The 23,636-nt window shown below is 70.3% G+C and carries 13 protein-coding genes; 4 read left to right on the plus strand and 9 right to left on the minus strand.

The features are described 5' to 3' along the window. Nucleotides 1–39 precede the first annotated feature (39 nt). Nucleotides 40–1,620 (plus strand): (2,3-dihydroxybenzoyl)adenylate synthase, encoded by a 1,581-nt coding sequence (locus ACTWPB_RS08210; protein WP_446226262.1) that lies wholly within the window; start codon nucleotides 40–42, stop codon nucleotides 1,618–1,620. Further along, nucleotides 1,617–2,816, plus strand: coding sequence for an FAD-dependent oxidoreductase (locus ACTWPB_RS08215; protein ID WP_446225082.1), 1,200 nt, complete (start codon nucleotides 1,617–1,619; stop codon nucleotides 2,814–2,816). Before ACTWPB_RS08210 ends, ACTWPB_RS08215 begins: the two co-directional genes overlap by 4 nt. Here the strand turns inward: ACTWPB_RS08215 and ACTWPB_RS08220 are convergent. Next, a complete protein-coding gene (locus tag ACTWPB_RS08220) occupies nucleotides 2,810–4,048 on the minus strand; it encodes a cytochrome P450 (RefSeq protein ID WP_446225083.1) in 1,239 nt (412 codons plus the stop codon). The genes ACTWPB_RS08215 and ACTWPB_RS08220 overlap by 7 nt on opposite strands. Between ACTWPB_RS08220 and ACTWPB_RS08225 the strand changes: the two genes are divergently transcribed. After that, nucleotides 4,047–5,114, plus strand: a complete 1,068-nt coding sequence (locus ACTWPB_RS08225; RefSeq protein ID WP_446225084.1) for a ferritin-like domain-containing protein — start codon at nucleotides 4,047–4,049, stop codon at nucleotides 5,112–5,114. The two genes, ACTWPB_RS08220 and ACTWPB_RS08225, sit on opposite strands and share 2 nt — an antisense overlap. 36 nt (nucleotides 5,115–5,150) lie before the next feature. Then, nucleotides 5,151–7,298 carry an aminodeoxychorismate synthase component I gene (pabB, locus tag ACTWPB_RS08230; RefSeq protein ID WP_446225085.1) on the plus strand — a complete coding sequence of 716 codons (2,148 nt, stop codon included), beginning with the start codon at nucleotides 5,151–5,153 and terminating at the stop codon, nucleotides 7,296–7,298. Here the strand turns inward: pabB and ACTWPB_RS08235 are convergent. From ACTWPB_RS08235 to ACTWPB_RS08270, 8 genes are read right to left on the minus strand one after another with little or no spacing between them, the layout of a single operon-like run. Then, the gene (locus tag ACTWPB_RS08235; RefSeq protein ID WP_446225086.1) at nucleotides 7,187–8,464 is read right to left on the minus strand and encodes a condensation domain-containing protein; all 1,278 of its coding nucleotides are present in this window, start codon (nucleotides 8,462–8,464) and stop codon (nucleotides 7,187–7,189) included. The two genes, pabB and ACTWPB_RS08235, sit on opposite strands and share 112 nt — an antisense overlap. 20 nt (nucleotides 8,465–8,484) lie before the next feature. Further along, nucleotides 8,485–9,225 carry a thioesterase II family protein gene (locus ACTWPB_RS08240; protein ID WP_446225087.1) on the minus strand — a complete coding sequence of 247 codons (741 nt, stop codon included), beginning with the start codon at nucleotides 9,223–9,225 and terminating at the stop codon, nucleotides 8,485–8,487. Further along, nucleotides 9,222–10,316 carry a Gfo/Idh/MocA family oxidoreductase gene (locus ACTWPB_RS08245; RefSeq protein WP_446225088.1) on the minus strand — a complete coding sequence of 365 codons (1,095 nt, stop codon included), beginning with the start codon at nucleotides 10,314–10,316 and terminating at the stop codon, nucleotides 9,222–9,224. The genes ACTWPB_RS08240 and ACTWPB_RS08245 overlap by 4 nt, the downstream gene beginning before the upstream one ends. After that, complete coding sequence (locus ACTWPB_RS08250) at nucleotides 10,313–11,458, minus strand: saccharopine dehydrogenase NADP-binding domain-containing protein (RefSeq protein WP_446225089.1); 1,146 nt, start codon at nucleotides 11,456–11,458, stop codon at nucleotides 10,313–10,315. The genes ACTWPB_RS08245 and ACTWPB_RS08250 overlap by 4 nt, the downstream gene beginning before the upstream one ends. Then, on the minus strand, nucleotides 11,455–16,683 hold the full coding sequence (locus ACTWPB_RS08255) for an amino acid adenylation domain-containing protein (RefSeq protein WP_446225090.1): 5,229 nt from the start codon (nucleotides 16,681–16,683) through the stop codon (nucleotides 11,455–11,457). The genes ACTWPB_RS08250 and ACTWPB_RS08255 overlap by 4 nt, the downstream gene beginning before the upstream one ends. Beyond that, entirely contained in the window at nucleotides 16,680–22,259 is a 5,580-nt protein-coding gene (locus ACTWPB_RS08260; protein WP_446225091.1) for an amino acid adenylation domain-containing protein, read from the minus strand. The genes ACTWPB_RS08255 and ACTWPB_RS08260 overlap by 4 nt, the downstream gene beginning before the upstream one ends. Before the next feature lie 14 nt (nucleotides 22,260–22,273). Continuing rightward, nucleotides 22,274–23,305, minus strand: a complete 1,032-nt coding sequence (locus tag ACTWPB_RS08265) for a methyltransferase (RefSeq protein ID WP_446225092.1) — start codon at nucleotides 23,303–23,305, stop codon at nucleotides 22,274–22,276. Nucleotides 23,306–23,321: 16 nt separating this feature from the next. After that, nucleotides 23,322–23,606 (minus strand): phosphopantetheine-binding protein, encoded by a 285-nt coding sequence (locus ACTWPB_RS08270; RefSeq protein WP_446225093.1) that lies wholly within the window; start codon nucleotides 23,604–23,606, stop codon nucleotides 23,322–23,324. Between the last annotated feature and the right edge of the window lie 30 nt (nucleotides 23,607–23,636).

A 23,636-nucleotide genomic window follows, 5' to 3' on the forward strand; every position in this document is an offset into this window, starting at 1 on the left:
TCTGATTCGACGGCATATTCGAGATCGAGGAGACGAATGATGTTGGCAGGCTGCACGCCCTGGCCGGTGGAGTTCCAAAAGCGCTATATCGATGCCGGATATTGGGGCACGGAAACCCTGGGGAGTCTGCCGGCGCGCTGGGCGGCAGCCGGTCATGCGCACCCTGCAATCGTGGACGGCGACCAGCGCATCGGCTACCCCGAACTCGCAGAACGCGTCGGCCGAATGGCCGGTGGCCTGCGGGAATTCGGTGTGCGGGCAGAGGATCGGGTGGTCGTGCACCTACCCAATTCCGCCGACCTGATCCTGCTCATCCTCGCGCTCTGCCGCCTGGGTGCACATCCCGTACTGGCGCTGCCGCCTCATCGCAAGGTCGACCTGGACCATTTGATCGCCGTATCCGAGGCCCGCGCCTACATCACCGCCGGCGAGGTCGCCGGATTCGACCATCGAACGCTCGCACGGGAATTGATCGACACCGTCGAGCTGGTCGCCATCGCGGCCGATGATTCCATGGAATTGCCCCGCCTGGCCGACCTCGACGGGCCGCCACCGCAGGACATGGCCAAGCCGGAAGACGTCGCGCTGTTCCTACTCTCCGGCGGCACCACCGGCCGCCCCAAACTCATCGCGCGCACCCACCGCGACTACATCTACAACCTGCGCACCAGCGCCGCCAACGCCGAGCTCGGCCCCGCCGATGTGTACCTCGCCGCGCTGCCCATCGCGCACAACTACGCCCTGGCCTGCCCCGGCGTGCTCGGCACCCTGGATGCCGGTGGCACCGTGGTCATTCCGCCGACCCCGAGCCCGGAGGACGCGTTCGAGTCAATCGCGCGCGAACGCGTGACGGTGACCGGATTGGTTCCGCCGCTGGCGATGGTGTGGGCGCAGGCGGCCGCGACCGGCGAGCTCGGCAGCCTGCGCCTGGTGCAGGTGGGCGGCGCGAAAATGACCGCCGAGGCGGCGAAAATCATCGGCTCGGCGCTGGGTTGCCGGTTGCAGCAGTCCTTCGGCATGGCCGAGGGCCTGCTCAGCCAATCGGGTCCCGGCGACACCGCCGAACAGCTGCTGATCGCGCAGGGCCGGCCGATCTCACCCGGCGACGAGGTCCGCGTGGTCGACGACGCCGACCGCGACGTGCCCGACGGCGAGATCGGCCGGTTGCTGGTGCGTGGGCCCTACACCATTCGGGGGTACTACCGCGCCGACGCCTACAACGTCACCGCGTTCACCGCCGACGGCTACCTGCGCACCGGTGACCTGGTGCGCCGCTCGCCTTCCGGGCATCTGGTGATCACCGGCCGCGCCGACGACGTGATCAATCGCGGCGGCGACAAGATCGCGCCGGACGAGCTGGAGGAACAGCTGCTCGCCCATCCCGGCGTCCTCGACGCGATCGTCACCGGCATGACCGACGCGAGCCTGGGCGAACGTGTCTGTGCCTGGGTGGTGGCGCGCGAGCCCGGCCTCGAACTCCGGGAGCTCACCGGCTTTCTGGTGTCCCGCGGCGTGGCCGGATACAAGCTGCCCGAGCGTCTGGAATTGCTGCACGCCTTCCCGCGCACCAGTGTCGGGAAGGTCGATCGGCACCGTTTACGGAAGCTGGCCGACCGGTGAGCCGCCAGTTGGTCGTCGTTGGCGCGGGCCCCGGCGGCCTGAGCACCGCGCTGGCCGCGCACGCGCTCGGCGTCGATGTGGTTGTGCTGGAACGGGATCCGGAGGACCGGGCCAGGCCCGGCAGCCGCGCGCTGTTCCTGCACCGGGATTCGCTGCGGCTGCTCGAGCGGGCCAGCGCGGGGCTCGGGCGGCGATTGGGCGAGCGTGGGCTGGTGTGGCAGCGCCGGACCACGATGTACCGGGGACGCACGGTGTACTCCGAGGAGCTGCCCACGGCGGCGGAGGACGGGCTGCCGCCGTTCACCAGCCTGCGCCAGGTCGACACGGAGGCGATCCTGCGCGAAGCGGTGGCCGCAGCGGGGATCGAGGTGGTCTACGGCGTGAATGTCATTGCCGTGCAGCCAGAGTCGACCGGGGTGGTGGCGCGCAGTGCCGACGGACGCTGCTGGCGCAGCAGCTACCTCGTCGCCGCGGACGGTTCCCGCTCCGAGGTGCGCGAGAGCCTGGGTATCGCCCTGCTCGGCGCGCGCTCCGACAGCCACCACGTGGTGATCGATGTGGCGGGCGAACCGGCGCGCAAAGAGCGGATCTTCCACTACCACCATCCGAAACTGGACGGTAGGCACGTGCTGATCGTGCCGTTCGCGGGCGGCTGCCAGGTCGACCTGCAGTGCTCGGCCGACGACGATCCGGATCAGTGGTCGGGGATGGACGAGGTATCCCGCTGGCTACCACTGGTTCTGGACAACGACGGCCCTGATCGGGTGCTGTGGCGCGCCCGATACCCGTTCCTGCAACGGGTGGCCGCGTCCATGGCCGATCCCAGCGGCCGAGTGCTGCTGGTCGGTGAGGCGGGGCACCTGTTCGCGCCGTTCGGCGCGCGCGGCATGAACAGCGCAATCGCCGATGCCGATGCCGCGGCCTGCGCGGTGGCCTGCGCAATGGCGGCCCGCACCCCTGGGCGCGCCCAGGCCGCGGTCCTCGATTACTCCCGAATCCGCGGGGCTGCGGCCGAATTCAACTGCGCGGCTGCCGGTGCGGCGCTGCGCCATATGCGCCCGGCGTCGGCCGCGGAACGACTCGCCCAATCCGGCGCGGCGCTGCTCGCACCGCTGGTGCCGCGCCTGGGCAGCTGGCTCGAACACGCGCCCTACGGCCCGCGCGTGGCCGCCACGATCGGTCCCAGCCGTTATTGACCCAGGTGCACGGGCAGGCTCGACAGCGACCGCAGCGTGAACATTTCCCGTCGCTGCGGCGCACCGGCCGCCCGCAGCTCGGGGAAGCGCGCGAACAGCGCCGGGAACACCGTGCACCCTTCCATCCGGGCCAGTGCGGCGCCCATGCAATAGTGCACGCCGCCGCCGAACCCCACGTGCCGGCGGCCGCGCCGATCGATATCCAAAGTGTCTGGGGCGGTGAAGATCTCGGGATCATGATTGGCTGCCCCGACCATCGCCATGAGATGCGAACCGGCAGGCACGATGGTCTCGCCGATCCGGTAGTCGGCGACGGTGAACCGCGGCGTGTACTGAATCGGACTGTCCAGCCGCAGCAGCTCCTCGACCGCCGGGGCGGCGAGTTCCGGTTCGCGGGCCAGCCTTCCCCGCGCCTCGGGCGCATCCAGCAGCGCCGCGACCCCGTTCCCGATCAATCCGGCGCTGGTCTCCAGCGAGGCGACCACCACGAACATCAGATTCACCAGCACGTCGTTGAGGCTCAGCCGCCCCCCACGGTGCGCGTCGAGAACCATACGCAGCAAACCGTTTCCGGACCGCCCCGCGCCGGAGACCGCGTGCCGGGCCAAATAGCGGCCGAACTCGGTGGCGGCCGTCGCGGCGGCGACGCGGCGTTCCGGTGCGACCAGTAGATCCGGATCGTCGTTGGCGATCAGATGCTGGGCCCACGCCGCCACGTCGGCCGCGTCGGCTTGTGGTAGCCCGAGAACATCGAGAATCACCGCGATCGGCAGCGGTTCGGCCAATACGGTGACCAGATCGACGGTTCCGCCCGCCCGCGCCATCTCGTCGAGCAGCCGGTGCGTGTGCCGCTGCACCAGCGGCGCAAGGGCTTTGATCTCGCCGGGCCCGAACGGCACGGCGAATTCGGCCCGCACCCGGTCGTGCGCGGGCGGATCCAGGAACTGGAAGTGGCTGAACGCCTGCTCGCCGAGGGTGCCCTCGGTGCGCTCGCTCGCGTACTTCTCGTGCAACCCCGAACGTCGCGGATCGGTGCTCAGCGCCGGGTCGCGCAGCACGGTGAGGACATCGGCGTAGCGCGTCACCAGCCAACCCCCGGACTCCACCCGCACCACCGGCAGCTGCTCGCGCAGCGCGGCGTAGAAGGGGTAGGGGTCGGTGCGGAATCCGGGTGTCCGCACCGTGTCGAAGAACGCGGACGGATCGATCGTGATACCGGTGCGTGCGGTCATGAACGCCACGATATCCACCCCTGACATCGGCTTTCCCGAGCTCGCCCGGCGCATCCGGGAATTCGGTGCCGGAGCCTCGATGCCGGCCGCAGCGCGCCGTAGGGTCGAGATCATGGCCGGACTGACCTTCGACGACGGCTCCTCGTCCCGGCTGCTGGTGGACTACGAACCACACCATCCGCAGTTGCGCACCCTCTATGAGAACGCCCAGCAATCGCAGTGGAGCGCCGTCAACGACGTGGACTGGACCCAGCAGGTCGAGTTCGGTCGGCCGTTGCCCGACGACTCCGCCTTCGCCATGGCGGGTTTCGAGAACTCGCCACTGGCCGCGCGCGGACGCGGGATGTGGGATGTGTTCCGCTGGGAGGTGCAGTCATGGCTGGTCAGCCAGTTCCTGCACGGTGAGCAGGGCGCGCTGATCGTCGCGGGCCGGCTGGTGGAGCTGGTGCCGGACATGGACACCAAGCTCTGCCTGGCGACCCAGGTCGTCGACGAGGCCCGGCACGTCGACGTTTTCGCCCGCTACCTTCGCGAGCACGTGCCCGAGCCGTATCCGCTGTCCGGCCCGCTCGAGTCCCTGCTCGGCGACATCCTCGACGACTCTCGCTGGGATATCACCGCGCTCGGCATGCAGATCATGGTCGAGGCGCTCGCGCTCGCCTCGTTCCGGTTGGCGGACCGGACTTTTCATGATGGGTTGATCCGGCAGATCGCACGGCTGGTGGCGCGCGACGAGGCCCGGCATGTATCGGTCGGGGTGCTGTCGCTGGAACAGCTCTATCGCGAGCTGACCACCGCCGAACTGGCCGACCGGGAGGAACTGGTACTGGATGCGGCTGAGTCCACGCGCCGGCGGTTCCTGCTCACCGATATCTGGGAGCGCCTGGATGTGGTTGCGGCCGAAGGCGTTTCCTATGCCGAACACGACGAGGTGATGGTGCTCTACCGCAAGGCGATCTTCTCCAGGGTCATTGTCGCGCTGGGGCGGGTCGGGTTGCTCACCGATCGGGTTCGCGAGGGTTTGGACAAGCTGGGACTGTCCGGGTTCGCCCAGGTCCGAGCCTGAGCTGTGCGGAACCGACATCGAGGGAGGGCCCGTCGAATGCGCGTCTTACTGATCGACAATCACGATTCATACACCTACAACCTCTTTCAGCTCATCGCCTCGACCTACGGCGTCGAGCCCGCGGTGTTCAGCAACGACGATCCGGCCCTGCGCGCGGTGGACGCGGCCGACTACGACGCGGTGGTGCTCTCGCCGGGGCCGGGCCGGCCGCAGACCGCACGCGACGTCGGCGCCGGGCCCGATCTGGTGCGCGAGCTCGGTCTGCCGGTGCTCGGGGTGTGCCTGGGTCATCAGGTGCTCGGCATGGTGACCGGCGCGTCCGTCCAGCCCGCGCCGCAGCCGCGCCACGGCTATCTGGAAAGCGTCACCCACGACGGCACGGGCCTGTTTCACGGACTGCCGCAAGGGTTTACCGCGGTGCGCTACCACTCGCTGTGCGTCGCCGATCCGGTGCCGGACGAGCTGGAGGTCACCGCGCGCGGCGCCGACGGCGTCATCATGGCGCTGCGGCACCGCGGCAGACCCTGGTGGGGCGTGCAGTTCCACCCGGAATCGGTGGCCACCGAATACGGCGCCCGGCTGCTGGAGAACTTCCGGCATCTGGCGATGAACGGGAATGCCGCAGACCAGGCGAATCACACCGGCTGGCGGGTGCACGCCAACCGGGCCCGCACCGGTTCGGCCGGGCCGAGCGCCGAGCGTTTGTTCGAGGAGTTGTTCGGGTCGCGGCCGTTCGCCTTCTGGCTCGACAGCAGCCGGGTGGAGCCGGGCCTGTCACGGTGGAGTTTTCTCGGCGACGCCGGTGGTCCCTGCGGTGAGGTGCTCACCGCAGAGGCCGGACGAAATGCTCTGCAGTGCCAAAAAACCGACGGCACCACGGTCGAGCACGCCTCGATCTTCGACGCGTTGCGCATGCGGCTCGCGGACCGGGCTGGGGTGGTGGATCCGTCCCTGCCGGTCACGCCTGCTGGGGGTTACGTCGGCTGGTTCGGCTACGAGATGAAGGCCGAGTCCGGCTCCCCGAATCGGCACGCCGCGGCGACGCCGGACGCGGTGTGGATGTCGGCGAGCCGACTGCTGGCGGTGGACCATCAGGCCGATGCCTGGTGGGTGCTTGGCCTGTGTGACGGCGATCCCCAGCACTGTGCCCAGGTGCGGGCGTGGGTCGAAGAAGCGACCGCCGTCGTCGAAACCTCCAGCAGCCCGGCCGATCCCGTCGCGCTGCCCACCGCGGCCGTGGACCCTGAGCCGTGGCTGAACCGCTCGCGCGAGCACTACGTCAAGGAGATCGCGCAGTGCCAGCAGGCACTGCGGGTAGGGGAGAGCTACGAGATCTGCTTGACCGCCGAACTCGAATTGCCCTTCCAGGGTGACCCGTTGACGGTCTACCGCCGCCTGCGACGGCTCAACCCGGCGCCCTACTCGGCGTATCTGCGCGCCGGTGACGTGCATGTGCTGAGCTCCTCACCGGAGCGGTTCCTGCGCGTGGACCGCGACGGCATCGTCGAGTCCAAACCGATCAAGGGCACCGCGCCGCGGGCCGCCGACCCGGTCCGGGACGCTCACCTGCGCACCGAACTGGCGGCGTCGGCGAAGACTCGCGCGGAGAACCTGATGATCGTCGATCTGGTCCGCAACGACCTGGGCCGGGTCTCGGTGGCCGGCAGTGTCGAGGTGCCCAAGCTCATGCATGTCGAGACCTATGCCACTGTGCACCAACTGGTTTCGACGGTCCGCAGCCGCCTGCGCACCGGGCACACCGCGCTCGACGCGGTGCGCGCCTGCTTCCCGGGCGGTTCCATGACCGGCGCGCCGAAGGAACGCACCATGGAGATCATCGGCCAGCTCGAGGACCGGGCGCGCGGGGTCTACTCGGGCACCCTGGGTTTCCTGGAGCCGGGCGGGGCGGCCGACCTCGACATCGTCATCCGCACCATCGTGCTGACCGAAGGCCGCCTGACGATCGGGACGGGCGGGGCCATCGTGCTCGACTCCGATCCGGACGACGAGTTCGACGAGATCCTGGTGAAGGCCGCCGCGTCACTGCGGGCGGTGGCGCCGGAGGAGGTGGGTCAGCCCGGCAGCATTGTCCCCGAGAGTGATTCGGCCAGCCCCGCCGCGACCTCGGCGAAGCGGTCGACGAAGCCGCGGACCCAGGCGTCCTCGAAACGGTCGCTGGCGTAGCCGACGACCACCTCGAAGCCGCCGTCGCGATGCGGCATCACGACGAAGTCGAGGTCGAAGCGGGCGCCCATGCCGGCGGGCGGATCCACCGGCTCGACGGTGAGATCGGAGACGCCGAGCGTGGTCTGATGGGTAGCCTCGGCGAAGACCTGGAACACCACATCGCGCACGGCTTGAGCGCGAATCGTGTTGAGGGGCAACATTTGATAGGGCAGCGCCTGATGCACCAGCGCACCGACCACGGTCTTGCGCGCGGCCTCGACCACCTCGCCGGTGCTGCGGGCCTGCGGGAAACGCACGCGCAGCAGCACCATATTCGCGAGGTAGCCGACGGTGGTGTCCATTGCGCCGGGGGCGCGGTTGGCCAGCAGGGAGGCGACCGCGAGATCACGCTGCCCGGTGTGGGCGTGCAGGACCGACATGAACGCGCCCAGTAGCACCGCGAACGGCGTGGTTCGGTGCGCCCGGGCGGTGGTGGTGATGCCCGCCCTGGTCTGGCGGTTCAGACGGGTGCGGGCGAAAGCGATACTGCGCGTGCGGTTCGGGTCGCGCTCGGGGAGGCGCGGCACGCTGAGGCCGTCGAGTTGGGTGCGCCAATACTCCTGTAGCCGGGCCAGCCGGTCGCCGCTGAGCTCCTCGGTCTCCGCGCGCACGAAATCGGAGAACGCGGCACTGACCTCGGGCAGGTCCCGGCCCGAATAGGACTGTCCCAGTTCCCGGCTGACGATGCCACAGGACCAGGCGTCGGTGATCAGGTGGTGCTGGTTGAGGCACAGCACATGGGTGCGCGGGCCCAGCCGCCACAGCCGGGCGCGCAGGGTCTGCTCGGTAACGTCGAATCGGGTGGCCAGCTCCGCACGCAGCGCTTCGATGACTGCGGCCTCTGGATCGGCGCTGTCGGTCAGGTCGACGACGGGTAGCTCGATCGCGAAGGGCGCGGCGACTTTCCGGGCCAACCAGCGTCCGCGCCCGGTGAAGGTGGTGCGCAGCGCCTCGTGCCGTGCGATGACCTGCTCGAGTGCGCCGGCGAGCCGGTCTCGGTCGAGGTCGCCGCTGATCCGCAGGATGATCGGGCAGTTCAGCGCGCCGCCCGCGCCGAGATAGTGGTCCATCAGCCACAGTTGGCGCTGGCCGACCGACGCGGGGCCGGCTTCGGTGGTGGACATGAGGCGCTACCTTTCTGGATTCACGGTGCCAGGACGAGCGCGGCGAGATCCCGCACCACCGTGTCCCGGTGCGGTACGAGGTAGAAGTGGTCGCCCTCGTAGGTGCGCTGGTCGAAGCCGCCGGTGGTGCTCGACTCCCACTCGCGGGCCTCGGCGGCGGTGACCTCGGGGTCGCGATCGCCGATCATGGCGACGACCCGGCCGGGCAGCGGCGGGGTGGGCAGATAGCTATGCCGCTCGCTGAGCCGGTAGTCGGCGCGCAGGATCGGGAGCATGAGATCGCGCAGTTCCGCCAGATCTGCGATTTCGGTTGGCAGACCACCGAGTTCGCGGACCCGGTCCCACAGTGTCGCGTCGTCGGTGCGATGCCAGGCGGTGCGGCGCGCCCGGGCTGGACCGGGCCGGCCGGACACCGCGAGTGTGATGGGGCGCCCGATCCGCCGCGCGACCTCGTGGGCGATGGTCGCACCCATGCTGTGCCCGAACAGGACCAGCGGATCGGGCAACATATCGAGCGCACGGGTGATAGGAACGGCCAGCTGGGCAACGTCGGTGGCGCAGGGTTCCCGGATGCGATCCGCGCGGCCGGGGTACTGGACGGCGAGCAGCCCGAGCCCCTCGGGCAAATGCCGACGCCACGGGTGGAAGAAAGCCGCCGAACCGCCCGCGTGCGGGAAGCACACCAGCCGGCCGCGCGGGGCGGGATCCTCGAGTCCACGCAGCCAATTCGCGTGCGTGGCGGCAGCGGCGTGCGCCGTCACGGCTGCCCCGTTCCGGCGTCGAACACCGCGCGCAGGTCGGTGGCGGTCAATTCCGCGCCGGAATCCAAGCTGACGAGCTCCGGCGGGCCGAGTCGTTTGGCCAGGTCCTGCCAGGCTTGGCAGAGGCTCAAATGATAACGGCCCCGGCGCATTACGTCGTGTTCCTCGACGACCGCGGTGCGCAGGTCGTGCAGCGCGTGCCGGACCGCCTCCGGCCAGAGCGTGGCCACGCAGTCGCTGAAACTCGGTGTGCGGTCCGGGCCCAGCACCGCGGTCGCGGCGGGCGGGTCGGCGGCGCACGGGATTCCGGGTGCGGCGGCTGCGGGCAGTCGCGGGCGGCTGGCCCACACGGTCGGGCCGTGCGTGGTGACCAGATGCAAGGTTCCGCCCTCGACCGTCAGGCTGAGACCGTGCAGCAGCTCGGCCGGATTGTCCGGGTGCACCGGATCCAGCTGATGCTGGATTCGCAGCGACACCGGCACGCCCGCGATCGATCCGGTCAGCACCCGCAATCCGGGTCGGCCGGTGTGCTGTTCGGGCGGCGTGGCCAGCGGCCCGAACCACCACGGTCGGACCCCGCCGAGCAGCCCGCCGATCAGATCCAGCAACCCGAAGGCGACCGGGAAACCGGCGGCGGCGTCGATGAACAGCGGTTCGCGGCGCTGCAGCAGTTCCGCGGCCGCGCCACGGAACCTGCGGGTCGGCTCGAGGTGCTCATAGAAGGTGTTGAGGCGGTACTGCACGCCGTGTTTGCGGGCCAGGCGTAGACAATCGGCCAGTTCGTCGTGGTGCACCGGATGTTCTTGCAGCACATGTACTTCGCGTTCTAGGAGCGCTTCGGCCAGCCGGGTGCCGGGGCCGCCGAGCAGTCCGGAGCGCACCACCACGCAGGCGGCATCGATGTCGGCGGGCAGCTGGTCCACCGCGGTGTAGAGCGGGACGCCGCGCTCGTCGGCGATGCGGCGCGAACGACCGCTGCCGGTCGCCAGCACGCCTGCGAGCGCGAAGGATTCCGGGTCCGACGCGATGGCGTCGAGGTAGACCTGTCCGAAGGTGGTGCCGCACACCAGGATTCGCAGCGGATCGGTCACAGCATGCCCTCCTCGACGGCATCGGCGTCCGGGTCGGTGTCGTCCAGGGTGATCTGCTCGGTCGACTCCCAGATGGTGCCGCCCGCGTGCGCAACCGCCGCGTCCAGGTCGGTGTGCGGATCGAGTACGTCGGAGGCGTGGTGGCAGCCGGGCGGTACCCGGCCGGCCAGGACGGCGGCGGCGGTCTGGGCGACCGTCGCCGCGGTGGCGACGGTCGCCGACGGGATCCGGACGACAACGGTGTGCCGCAGCGTATTCCGGGATTCTCCGGCGGGACTGCGGGCTTCGGCCCGTAGCACGTGGTAGGGCCGTCGGCCCGCGAGGTCCAGCTCGGCGGCGCGCAGAAGTGCCGCCACGTCCTCCGGGCGCGGGTCGGTGATCCGCGCGCCCAGACGGCTGAGCAGTGACCGTACGGCCTCGCCGGGGAACACGGCGTAGGCGTCTGCTTCGGGAATGCCCAGCGCGCGCAACGTCCGGACGAGATCGGCGCTGAGGAAGGGGTGCACGTCGACGCGCTCACGAAACGGCGGCAGGTCGACGGCGCGGTGCACACCCGACGGGCTGGGCGCGCTGGCCCCGCATCGCCACGCCAACCCCGCACCCGAGTCGCGTCCGATCCCGGCGAGATAGTCCGCGGCACCGCCTGCGGCGAACCGGTCGAGCCCGCCCAGATGCGTGACGACCCGCGCGACCGCACCCAGCCCGGATGCGGCCCGGCGCACCAGCAACTCCGAGAGCCCGGGCGCCATGCCCGCCGCCCGGACCACGACCGCCGCTCCCCGGACCGAGACATCGTGATCGCCCGCGTCGACGAGGTCCACGCCGCATCGCGCCGCTGCGAGCGCCACCGGCTCGCTGGTGCGCGAGGACGGAGCGGCGCAGTTCACCACCAGACGTGATCCGGCGCAGAATGCCTGCAGCGCACACGGATCCGCGATGTCGACTGGCCGTGCCTCGATGCAGGCCGGCAGGTCGGCGGTGCCGATGCTGCGGGCGGCGGCGCGCACCGGCAGCCCGGCCCGCGAGAGCGCACCACAGACCTCGCGCCCGACCGCGCCGGTGGCGCCGAGCACCGCGACCGTCATGTGGCGTGGGATGCCTGGGGAGACCCGGATGCCGGACTCATCGCGCACGTCGGTCATCGCGGTTCCGCCGGACTCGGATCGGTCAGCGCGGCAAGGTCGTCGAGTAGTTCCGGGACCGTCAGCGCGGGGTCTGCCTCGATGACGCGTAGCTCACCGAGGCAGGCCTCGCTCCAGCGCTCGGCGGCCGACGGCTCGCGCACTACGAGCACCATGTCACCGGCGTACGCGTCGGGGACGTAGGCGTCGGCGGCCGCGGCACCGTGCGCGTAGCGCTCGCGCAAAGCCCCGGTGTGCAGGGTGGATTCGGGTGCCAGCTCGGCGAGCAGGGCGGCCAACTGCTCCTCGGATGCGTCCGCTGCCAAGCCCAGCACCTGTTCCAGAACAACGGGTTCCGGCTCGACCAGGACGAGCGTGCGTACCTCGCCGCCGCGCTCGCCGAGCAGCCGGGCGACCTCGGTGGCCACCGGCGCACCGGCCGCGCAGCCGATGATGTCCACCGGCCGACCCGGCGGCAGGCTGCCGTCGAGCAGCCGCACATAGTCCAGCGCCGCGCGGTCGATCAGCCCCGCCGTCGGAAGCCCCTGTGGCCCAGACGAATCCGTCAACCCCAGACCCAGGGCGGTGCCGGTGCCCCGCACTGCCATGACCGCGCCCTGATAGCCGCCGAGCAGTCCCGTGCCGTCGTGCACGAACAGCCGCACCGGGCCCGTGGACGTCACATCCAGCTCGACCATCGCGCACATCTCCGCCGACTCCGCGCTCGCCGCCGGGCCTTGGCTCGCACCCGCGGTGAGTTCGGTCGCGAGCTCGGCGACCGTCGGGCCTTCCAGCATGAGCCGCAGCAGCTCGTCGAACGGTGTGCCCGCCGCCACGGCGACACGATCGCGCAGTTTGCCCGCGATCTGCGCGGCCAGTAGGGAATCGCCGCCCAGGGTGAAGAAGTCGGTGCCGCGGCCCACCGCGTCCAGCCCGAGCGCTGCCGCCCAGATCGAGGCCAGCTCGGTTTCCAGTTCGCCGACCGGCGGCGTGTCCACGGTGGCGGCGGGTTCGGCTGCGGCGCCAGCCCATTCGTGCAACCGCGCCTGGTCGATCTTGCCGTTGCCGGTGAGCGGCAGCGCGTCGACGATCTCGATGCGCGCCGGCACCATGGCGCGGGGCAGGCGCTGGGCCACCTGCTCGGCCAACCACGCCGGATCCAACTCCGCGATATCGGCTTTGAAGCGCGCGGTGAGAGCCGCGATGCCGACGCGGGCCATCGGGTCGTCCTCGGTCGGCGCCAGGCACACCGCGTCCGCGCCCGCCGCCGTCAGCAGCTCGCGCCACTCGGTGACCGGCAGGAAGGTGCGGTCGCGGCCGCGCCGGGAGTCCTCGAAGTCGGCGCTGCCCGGATCGAGGCGCAGCATGAACTCCAGTGAGGTCAATGCCTGCAGGTGTTCCCGCACGGCCTCGAGCAGCACCAGCCGGCCACCGGGTACGAGCAGTTCCCGGATCCGGCCGAGCGCGGCGTCGACGTCACGCAGCGCGTGCAGCACATCGCCGCAGACCACGACATCGAAGGAGTTCGGAGCGAATCCCTGGGTCCGTGTGTCGCGCTCCAGATCCAGCAGGGCGGCGCGCAGCCGCACGCCCGGCGCCGGCTCGGCGCCGAACTGCTCCTCGGCGCGCGCGAGGTAGAACTGCGAGACGTCGGTGAAGGTGTAGTCGACATCTCGATCGGTCAGCGCGGCAAGGAGTTCCGCGGTCGTGCCACCGACGCCGCCGCCGACCTCCAAGACCCGCAATGGCCGGTCACGGCGGGCGGCGAGCCTGGCGATCCAGGCCGCGGCGGCTCGATTCGCGTAGCGGACCGCAGGATTGTCGTTGTAGGCGGCCCAGGCCGTGGTCACGTCCCCTTCGGGAAACAACAGCGCCACCGGATCGCTTTCCTCGCGTAGCAGTGCGACCGCGTGCTCACAGCTGCGGCGGAAGTAGTCGACGAGCTCGCGCCCGTAGTCGACCGCGGCACGCTGGTCTTCGATCCGCGCCCACAGCTGCGCGAGTTCGGCGCCGAGTTCTTCCGCCGAACTGCCCGTGCGATCGGCGTTCTCGGACACGACTCCGGCGGCGCGCAGCGCCTGCAGCCAGCGGCGCAGCAGCCGGGCGTGCCGGGACGCGGGTGGCGGGCCGCCGTCGGCGGTCATCCTTTCGGCGTGCACGACCCCGGTTCGGACCAGGGCGGCCAGCATGGACAGCAGGGCGGCGCGGTCGAGCAGGTCGGTCAGCGTGACCAGGCCCGCCGCATCGATCCCGCGCCCGATCCGCGCCTGGACCAGTGCGGCGTCAAGCTCGTCACGGCTCGAATCCGCCGGCTGGCCTGGCACTTTTGTGGCCACGGCGAACGCCACCAGCTTGCGATCGAGCTGCTCGCCGGTGACGACCACCGCGGCGTCGGCCACCGCCGGCACCTCGGCCAGCTCGGTCACCACCTCGGCAGGCTCGATCCGATGGCCGCGGATCTTCACCTGGTTGTCGGCGCGGCCGATGAACTGGGTCAGCCCGTCTGGCAGCCAGCGGGCCAGATCGCCGGTGCGATAGAGCCGTTCGCCGGTGCGCGGATGCGGCACGAACCGCGCCGCGGTGCGCACCGGATCGCCGAGATAGCCCTCGGCGACGCCGATGCCGCCGATGTACAGCTCACCGGTGACCAGGTCGGGGGCGTCGGCCAGCCGGGGATGGAGAATGTGCAGGCTCTGATTGGTCAGCGGCGCGCCGTAGGGGATGCTCGGCCACTCCGGGGGTATGACGTCGATCGGATAGGAGACCGACCAGATCGAGACCTCGGTCGCACCGCCCAGCCCGACCACGGTCAACTCGGGCAGGCGGTCGCGGATCGCGTCGGGCAGGCCGACCGGGATCCAGTCGCCGCTGAGCATCGCCAGCCGTAGCGTATCCAGGCGCACCTGGGGCTCGGCGCGGAGGTAGTGCTGCAGGATCTGCAGCTGGGCGGGCACCGAATCCCACACGGTCACCTGGAATTCGGCGACCAGGTCGGCCCAGTGCGCGGGATCGGCCCCGCGATCGGGGGCGGGCAGCACCAGGGCGCCGCCGACCGAGAGCGGTCCGATGATGTCGTACACCGACAGGTCGAAACCGAGCTGGGCGAGTCCGAGCACGCGGTCGCCGGGACCGACGCCGAAGCGGCGGTTGATATCGGCGACGGTGTTGAGCGCGGCCCGGTGCGAGATCATCACACCCTTGGGCTTGCCGCTGGAGCCAGAGGTGAAGATCGTGTACGCGAGCGTGCGCGGGTCGACGACCCGGAGTGCGGATTCCGGCAGCTCTGCGGCGGGGGCCAGCGCCGAGATGTCGAATTTTTCGAGCTGCTCGGGCAATTCGGGTTCCGGTGGGCTGCCGGAGATCAGCAGGACGCGCACGTCGGCCGTGTCGAGGATGTCGGCCGCCCGCAGCACCGGCTGCGCACGATCGATCGGGAGGTAGGCCGCACCCGCCAGCAGCACGCCGAGCACCGCGGCGATCTGGTCGACGCCCTTGCCGATCCGCACGCCGACCAGCTCGCCGGGGCGAATATCTCTGGCGCGCAAAGCCTGTGCCACCGCGAAGGCGCGGGCGGCGAGTTCACCGTAGGTCGCGCGGTCGTCGGGGGTGAAAATCGCCGGGCGGTCGGGCTGTTCCTGCACGCGGGCCAGGAAGTCCTGCCACAGCAGTCCCTCCGGCACCGCGGCGACGGTGTCGTTGGTGTCGGCCCGTCGTCGCAGTTGGGCCTGGGGCAACGCCGTAGGGCTGGGAGTGGACCAGCTGTCCGGCCGGGTGCGCAGCGCATCGAGCAGTGCGGCGAATGCGCCGAACATCTCCTCGACGAGCCCGTCCGGGAACAACCCCTGGCGGAAGTCCCAGTTGACCTCGAGGGCGTCGGCGCGCTCCATGGCCTGGCAGTCGATCCAGACCTGCGGCGTCTGGGTGATGCCGTCGAGCAGCTGACCTTCCGGTTCGCCCGCACCCGAAGGGCTTTCGGTGGCAAGCCCGATGGTACTGGTGAACACGATGGGCATAAGCGCCGCGCCGCGGCCGCGCCGGCGGGCGATCTCGCGCATCACCTCCACACCTGAGAAGCTCCGGTGGTCGAGATCGGCCCAGAGTCGTTGCTGCAGACCCACGGCGCGTTCGGCGAACGGCACGGTGGCCTCGCGGCCCACCTCCAGCAGGCTCAGCGAGGTGAAATCGCCCACCACATCGCCGATGGCCGGATGCAGCGGCAGCCGGTTGAGCAGCGTGAGATCGAGGGTGAACCGCGGTGTCCGGCTCCAGCGCCCGATCACCTCGGCGAACGCGGCGAGCACCACACCCGCGGCGGTCACGCCGTGTTGCGCTGCCGCGTTGCGCAATTGGGTCCACGACTCGGGGGATAGGCGCAACTGGGTGCGCTGAAAACGCACGGGTGCGTCATCGGTGGCAGCCCCGGGCAGCATGGGCAGCTCCGGTGCGCCGGAGAGTTCACCGATGCGTTCGAACCAGTAGTCGCGATCGCGCCGGTAGCCCGGCCCGTCGCGCATGCCGCGCTCGGTGAGCACGTAATCACGGAAGGTGACCGGCGGCGCGGGCAGAGCGGCGGACGGATCCCGGTGCAGCCGATCGGTTTCGGCGAGCAGGGCGCGGAAGCTGACGAAGTCGGCGATCAGCAGATCGATCGACAGATGTAGTACCGAGCGGCGCTCGCCGCGCACGATGCGCAGTTCGAACAGCGGCCACTGCTGCGGGTCGTGCATGCGATGTGACATCTCCGCCGCGGTGTCCGCGCTGGCGCGCCGCTGCTGTTCGGGGTCCAGGCCGCGCACGTCGACCACGGCGATCTCGTAATCCGGCACCTCGGGCAGCACCCGCTGATAGCCGTCGGTGTGCACCACCGCGCGCAGCATGTCGTGCCGGTGCACTGCCGTGCGCCAGGCCCGCTGGAAACGAACCGGGTCGAGATCCTCGTACTCGATCTCCATATACGCGTGGCAGGCGACCTTGCCGTAATCCAGGCTCGCGTGCCGGCCCAGCAGATAGGCGGCCTGCACATCGGTCAGCGGAAACGGTTCGAAGCGGGCGGTCGGCGTCGGGTTAATCGACAGAACCGATTCCGCGGCAAGGTATTCCAGGAGTTCGGCCCGCCGGGCGGTGATCGCCTGCTTGCGCTCGGCGGTCATCACTCCCTTGGGCGCGCGAAACCGCAGTGCCGCGTCCTCGACCCACAGCCGTACCCCGAGTGCGGCGAATTCGTCGACGAAGTCCTCGATGCTCACAGCGTCCCTTCCTCCACCTCGGCCTCGTCCATCCAGACACCCGCCCGGGCCTGTACCGCCTCGGCCAGACCGCGCACCGTCGGCGCGACGAAGAACGCGCGCAACGGCACCTCGGCGGCGGTGGCTTCGCGGACCCGGCGCATGAGCCGGGTCGCGGCCAGACTGTCGCCGCCGAGGACCACGAAATTGTCGTCGCGTCCGACCGCCGAGAGCTCGAGAATATCGGCGAACAGGGCCGCGAGCTGTTCCTCGAGCGGGCCCTCGGGTGGACCGCCGCCTGCCGCGGCGGCCGGGGCCGCGGCAGCACGATCGGCCGCGCGGGTGCCGGCGACCGCGCGTGCCGAGGTTGCCGGGCCGGACCCGCCCCAGTGCTCGGACTCGGCCAGCCACAACAGGATTCGCTGCTCCTCGGCGAACATCTCGTCGAGCATGCCGGGCGCGAACAGGTCCTCGACCGCGTCCCACACCAGTGACAGGCCGCCGTCGACCTCCGTCGCCTGATGGTCGAGCCAGACCTGCGGGGTCTGCGACAGGCCCCAGACGCGGTCCCCGAAGGCCCGGTCCAGACTCCATCCGGTGCCCATGCCGATGGTGGAGGTGAACACGATCGGAGCGCCCGCGGCCGCGACGCCGGAGCGGCGGGCCTGCTCGCGCAGCACCCAGGTGGCCGGGATATCGCTGTGCTCGAGGTCGGCGGCCATCTGGGTTTGCAGGCGCCGGGCCCGCCCGGCCCAGTCGTCGCCGGGAGCGGGCGCGCATTCCAGCAGCAGCAGCGAGGTGAAGTCGCCGACTACGGCGTTGACGTCGGGATGCACGGGTCGGCGATCGAACAACGTGACGGTCAACGTCATTCGCGGTTGCCCGCTCCAGGCTGCGAGCACCTCGGCAAAGGCCGTGGCCAGCACCGAGGAGGGGGTGAGCCCGTGCCTGCGCGCAGTGGCGCAGATCCGCTGCCACTGCGCGGCGGGTACGAAGGTTTCCCGGCGGGTGAAGCGCGGTATGCCGATTTCGGCCGGGTCGGCGGCGAGCGGCAGATCCGGTGGCGGCGGCAGTTCGGGTACCCGGCGCTGCCAGTAGTCGCGTGCGGCCTGTTCCCGGTCCGGGTCGGGGCGCACGCCGAGCACGTAGTCGCGGAAGCTGATCTCGATCGGGTCGAGGGCGGCCCGGGAGTCACGATAGAGGGTGTCGAGTTCGCGGTAGAGGATGGCGATGCTCATCGCGTCGGTGACGAGATTGTCGAAGCTGATGCCGATGCGGGTGCGCGTCCCGTAGCGCACCGCGCGGATGTCGAACAGCGGCCAGCATCCCGGGTTGAAAACCTGCTCGGACATCTCGGCCCGTAGAGACTCCAGTTCGGCTGCGCCGTCGGCGCTTTCGGCCTCGATCTCGGGGATCGCGAACCATTGGGTATCGCGCAGGATCCGTTGTCCGCCCTCGTCGTCGAAGACCGCGCGCAGCATGGCGTGGCGCTCGATGAGCCGGTTCCAGGCCAGTTCCAGCCGCAGCACGTCGACGTCGGTGCCGTCGTATTCGGTGTACCAGTGGCAGCCGACGCCGCCGAGTACGAATTCCGGGGAGCGGCCCAGCCAGTACGCGCGCTGCACCTCGGTGGCGGGGAACGGATCGAACCGGGTCGCGGGGTCGCCGGGGATCAGCCGGGCCGGCTCGCGTTGCGCGCTTTCGGTTACGGATTCGGCCCGCAGTGTGGCGGCGAATTCGTGCAGCACCGGCGCGGCGAACAGCGCACCGACACCGGCGTTCGGGTAGCCACGGGTGCGCAGCAGGCTGACCACGCGGGTGGCGGTCAGGCTGTCACCGCCGAGGGAGACGAAATGGTCCTCGCGCGAAGCCGATTCGAGGCCCAGTACCTCGGCCCAGCTCGCGGCGACCTGCATCTCGACCACTCCGTGCGGTGCGGTGCTGGTGGGCTGGGCGGCGAGCCCACGGGCGGCCGCGCGGGCGATTAGCCCGCCACGGTCGACCTTGCCGTTGGCGGTCAGCGGTAGCTCGTCGACCACGCGCAGCACCGCGGGCACGGCATACGGCGCCAGTCGCGCCCGCGCGTATTCGCGCAAGCCGTCGGCGTCGAGCTTGTCGCCGGCGACTACGAACGCGGCCAGCTGCGTGCCGGTATTGCCGCGTGTGGCTTGCCCATTCGCCGAACCTGGACCGAAGGCGACGGCGACGGCGGCGGTCACCGCCGGATGTGACAGCAGCGCGGATTCGATCTCGCCGAGCTCGATGCGATGCCCGCGCACCTTCACCTGATGGTCGGTCCGGCCGAGGAATTCCAGCAGGCCGCCCGGCCGATAGCGGCCGAGATCGCCGGTGCGATACCAGCGTTCGCCCGCGATGGTGACGAACTTCTCGGCGGTGCGCGCCGGATCACCGCGATAACCCTGCGCGACACCCACGCCGCCGATCCACAACTCGCCCGGTACCTGATCGGGGCGGTCACGGCCCTGCTCGTCGACGACACGGAACCGCTGATTGCGCAGCGGCAGACCATAGGGGATCGAACGCCACCCGGGCGGCGCACCGCCCGTCGCGTCGAAGGCGTTGGACCAGATCGCGGCCTCGGTGGCCCCGCCCATCGCGATCAGGCGGCAGCGCCCCGCCCCGCCCTCGGCGAGGCGGTGCGGTAGCTCCAGCGGCACCCAGTCGCCGGAGACCATGGCCAGCCGCAGGGCGGCGGGCAGTGCGGGGGTGGGCACATCTGCGGGCGCTCCCTCGAGCAGCATCTCGAGCAGGGCGGGCACGGTGTTCCAGATCGTGACGCCGTGCGCCTGGGCGAGATCCCACCAGCGCCGGGCCTCGCGTCGCTCGGATTCGTCGATCAGCACCAATGCGCCGCCCGCGCCGAGTACGCCGAACACGTCATAAACCGAGAGATCGAAATCCAGCGCTGAGACCGCGAGCACCCGATCCTCCGGGCCGACCGCGAATCGTTCGTTGATGTCCTCGATGGTGTTCATGGCCGCGCGGTGCGTTTCCTGCACGCCCTTGGGCGTGCCCGTCGAGCCGGAAGTGAAGATGACATAGGCAGTTTCGGCAGTGGCGACCGCTCGCGGTGCGGGCAGCGGCGTCGCGCCGGACACCTCGAATTCCGCGTCCACGATGGTGCGTACGCCCGCGGCTTGCAGCACCGCATCCCGGCGCCGGATCGGCTGATCGATACCGATCGGCACGTAGGCGCAGCCGGCCGCGAGCACACCGAGTACGGCAACGATCTGATCCGGGCCCTTCGACAGCTGCACCGCCACCATCGCACCGGGTTCGGCCTGAGCCGCGATCGCGCCGGCCAGGTGCAGCGCACGCCCGGCCAGCTCGCCGTAAGTCCAGCGCCCGCTGCCGGGTTCGCCGTCGAGCCCCCACAGCAAGGCGGGACGATCCGGCGCGCGGCGGGCATGGTCGAAGAAGTTCTCGTGCAACACCTTTGCCGACATCGGTGCGGTCGTCTCGTTGACGGCGGTGCGGGTCGCTTGCGTGTCAGCGGGCACGAGCGCGGGGACCTGCGCGGCCCAGGCGAGATCGTCGGGTCCGGTCAGCAAGGTGATCAGCTGCTCGTAAGTCTCGGCCATGCCTTCGATGACACCGTCGTCGAAGAGTCCCTCGACCGCGTCGAAGTTCACGACCAGTCCGCCGGCGGCGTCGAGCACCTGGTGGTCGAGCCAGATCTGGGGCGTCTGGGAAATCGACCAGCCCGGATCGCCGAGCCGCGTCCGCACATCGGGGCCGAACAGGTCGCCCATGCCGACCGCGCCGGTGAACACTACCGGAGCGGGCAGGGCGGTATCGGGCCGGAGCCGGCGCAGATCGCGTAGCACGTCCACGCCCGAGTACTCCGAGTGCGCGGCGTCGGCGCGAAAACGCGCCTGTATTGCGGCGACTCGCTCCGCGAAACCGACCGGCCCGGACATGTCGGCGTCGAGCAGCAGCAGATTGGTGAAGTCGCCGATCAGGGCGTCCAGGCCCGACTGGTCGGCGGCGCGATCGAACAGCGGAATATTGAGCAGGAAGCGCTGCCTGCCGCTCCAGGCGGCGAGGACCTCCGCGTACGCGGTGATCAGCACCATCGGCAGGGTCACGCCGCGCTCGATTCCGCGCTCGGCCAAGCGATTGCGGGCGGAGGCGGCGATGTGGACGCTGTGCCTGCGGAAGCGGACCGGGCGGATCGTTCCCGGGTCGCAGGCCAGCGGCAGATCCGGCGGGCCCGGGAGATCGTCGAGCCGGCCGGCCCAGTGCTGCTGGTCGGCGGCGCGGGCCACCGCACGCTGGGCCTCCCGCGTGGCCAGGTACCCGGCCACGTCGACTGGCAAGGGCGCGAGCGCGGCCTCGGGTTCGGAGTAGAGCGCGGCGAGCTCGGTGAGCATGATGCGGATACTCAGGACGTCAGCGGCGATTAGGTCGACATTCAGGTGCAGCCGAGATCCGTTGGGTACCAGTGATAGTCGCAGATCGATCAGTTCCGCCGCATCGACATCGAGGCGACGGTGCGCCAGGTCGGCGCGGAGGGACAGCAGCTCGGCCACACGCGCGTCGTCGTCGTGCTCGCGCAGATCCGCGACCGTGAGGCCGGGCCACGGCGATCGGTCGAGCACCTGCTGGGTGCCGTCGTCGAGCACGCGGGTGCGCAGGCCCGGCTGACGGGCAAGTAGTGCCCGCACAGCGCGCTCGAGCCGGTCGGGATCCAGCGCGGGACCGTCGAATTCGACGTAGTAGTGCGCGCTGACCCCGCCCAGCGGCTGGTCGTCGGCGCGGCCGAGCCAGTAGGCGTACTGCACCGGGGTCAGCGGGAAAGGAGCCGTCGAGTCGGCAGCTCGGGGGAGCGGCCCGTTGCCGGTGTGCATGGCAGTCGGGTCGAGCAATCGTGACTGATCGGTCGGTTCGCCCCCTCGGCCGGTGAGCAGCCTGGACCAGGCGGCCAGCGTCGGATCCTCGATCAGCTCGGCGAACCGGACGTCCCAGCCCCGGATACGCCAGTAGCCGACCAGGCTCATCACGCCGACGGAGTCCACGCCGAACCGCGTAAGATCCTCGGCCGCACGCGCTTTGGTGAGATTGACCGCGCAGCGCTCGGCGACATCGGCACGCACCGCGTCGATGTCCATCGGCGGTCCGCCGGTCCGTTCGCCCAGGCTCTGTGCTTCGTCCGGCGCGGCAGGTGCGAGCGCGACCCCCGCCGACGCCTGCGCACCGGCGTCGGTGTGGATCGGCGCGAAATCCGCACGCCGATACCGGTTTACCGCCTCCGCGCGAATGATCGACCCGCCGTCGCGGCGCGCCAGCTCGCCCGCCGCCAGCAACACGACGTGCTCCGGGGCGATCCGATGCCCCGCGATCATCGCGCCCCGGATGGCGCGTGCCACCGCCCGCGATGCGGCCGACGACAGCGGCGCCGCGATCTCGGCGAGCAGCACGAGCCCGCCACCGAACACCGGCTGCACGAGACAGCAGCCCAGTGCCGCGATCTCCTCGACGCCGACTACGATGGAGGTTTCGACTGCTGTGCAATCGATCTCGGCGCCGTCTACGCGAATGATCGCCAGATCGTCGAGCTCGGGAACGGTCGTCACGAAAGCTTCCCCTCTCAGACCGGCCGTGCCTCCACGATCGGAAACACATGGGTCGGAACAACTCTGGTCAACTGCAGGCCCGCCTCGGAGAACAGCTTGGCGAGCTCGTCGACGCTGCGCGCGTGACCCGAGACCATCGCCAGCATGAGCAGGTCGTAGATCCGCCCGTAGGTGGTGCTGATATCGGAACGGTCGCCGGGCTCCAGCACCGGATCGCACAGCAGGAACCGGCTATCGTCGGTCATGGCCGCGCGCACATTGCGCAGGATGGTGACGGCTTCGTCGTTGTCGAAGTCGTAGAGCACCCGCTTCATCGTGTAGACCTGCGCCCCAGCGGGAATCGACTCGAAGGCGCTGCCGGCGACGACGGTGCAGCGGTCCTCGACGCGCGCCGCTGCCAGCACCGCGTCGGCCCCGGAGACCACGTGCGGCTGATCGAACAGGGTGCCGCGCATGGTGCGGTAGGTGCGCAAAAGGAAGCTCAGGAACGCGCCGTTGCCGCCGCCGATGTCGACCACCGTCTCCACGCCGGTCCACGGGTAGGCGGCGATGATCGCGCGTGCCTCGAGCTTGGTGAAGGTCTGCATGGCGCGGTCGAAGCGGCGGCTGTAGGCCGAATGGGTGGCCAGGTAGTCCCAGTACCCCTGCTCGTGCACCAGGTCGAACGCGGCGGTGCCGGTGCGCAGGCTGTAGTCGAACCGGGCCCAGGCCTGAATATCGGCGCTGAGCAGACGGTAACCGTCCCGCAGCGACAGCATGGTGTCGCTGCGCAGCAGCTCCGCCATCGGGGTCAGCCCGAAACGGCCGGGCTCAACCTCGGTGAAGATGCCCTTGCTGGCCAGCGCGAGCAGCGCGCGATACAGCGACGGCGAATGACTGTTGGTGGCGACGGCGAGTTCCTCGATGGTCTTGCTGCCGTCGCGCAGCTGATCGGCCACCCCGAGTTCGCCGACCGCGCGAATGGTGAAGGGAATGACGTAATCGGCGAGCTCGGTGAAACGTTCGATCGCCTCGACCGAGGCGGTGGGGCGTGCGGGAGTGGTCACGGTCCGGCCTTTCTGCTCATCGACTTCCGGGGACCAGCGCGTCGAGCTCGACGAGCTGCCCGACGCAGTAGTCCTCGATATCGGTGACGGTGCGAATGCTGCTCGCACTCTGCTCGTCGATCGGGGGTAGGTCGAAGGCGTCCTCTAGAGCGAACGCCAGCTCGACCAACCCGAGCGAGTGGTAGCCCAGATCGTCGACGAGGTGCGCGCCGGTGACATCATCGGTACGCGGGGCTGGCGCGAGCGCCTTCACGAAATCGCGGATGGTGGCTCTGACTTCGGCTTCTGATCGTTCTTCCACCTCACCGAGGCTACTGCCAGGATCGGTCGA

This window comes from Nocardia sp. IBHARD005 (genome assembly GCF_052814245.1).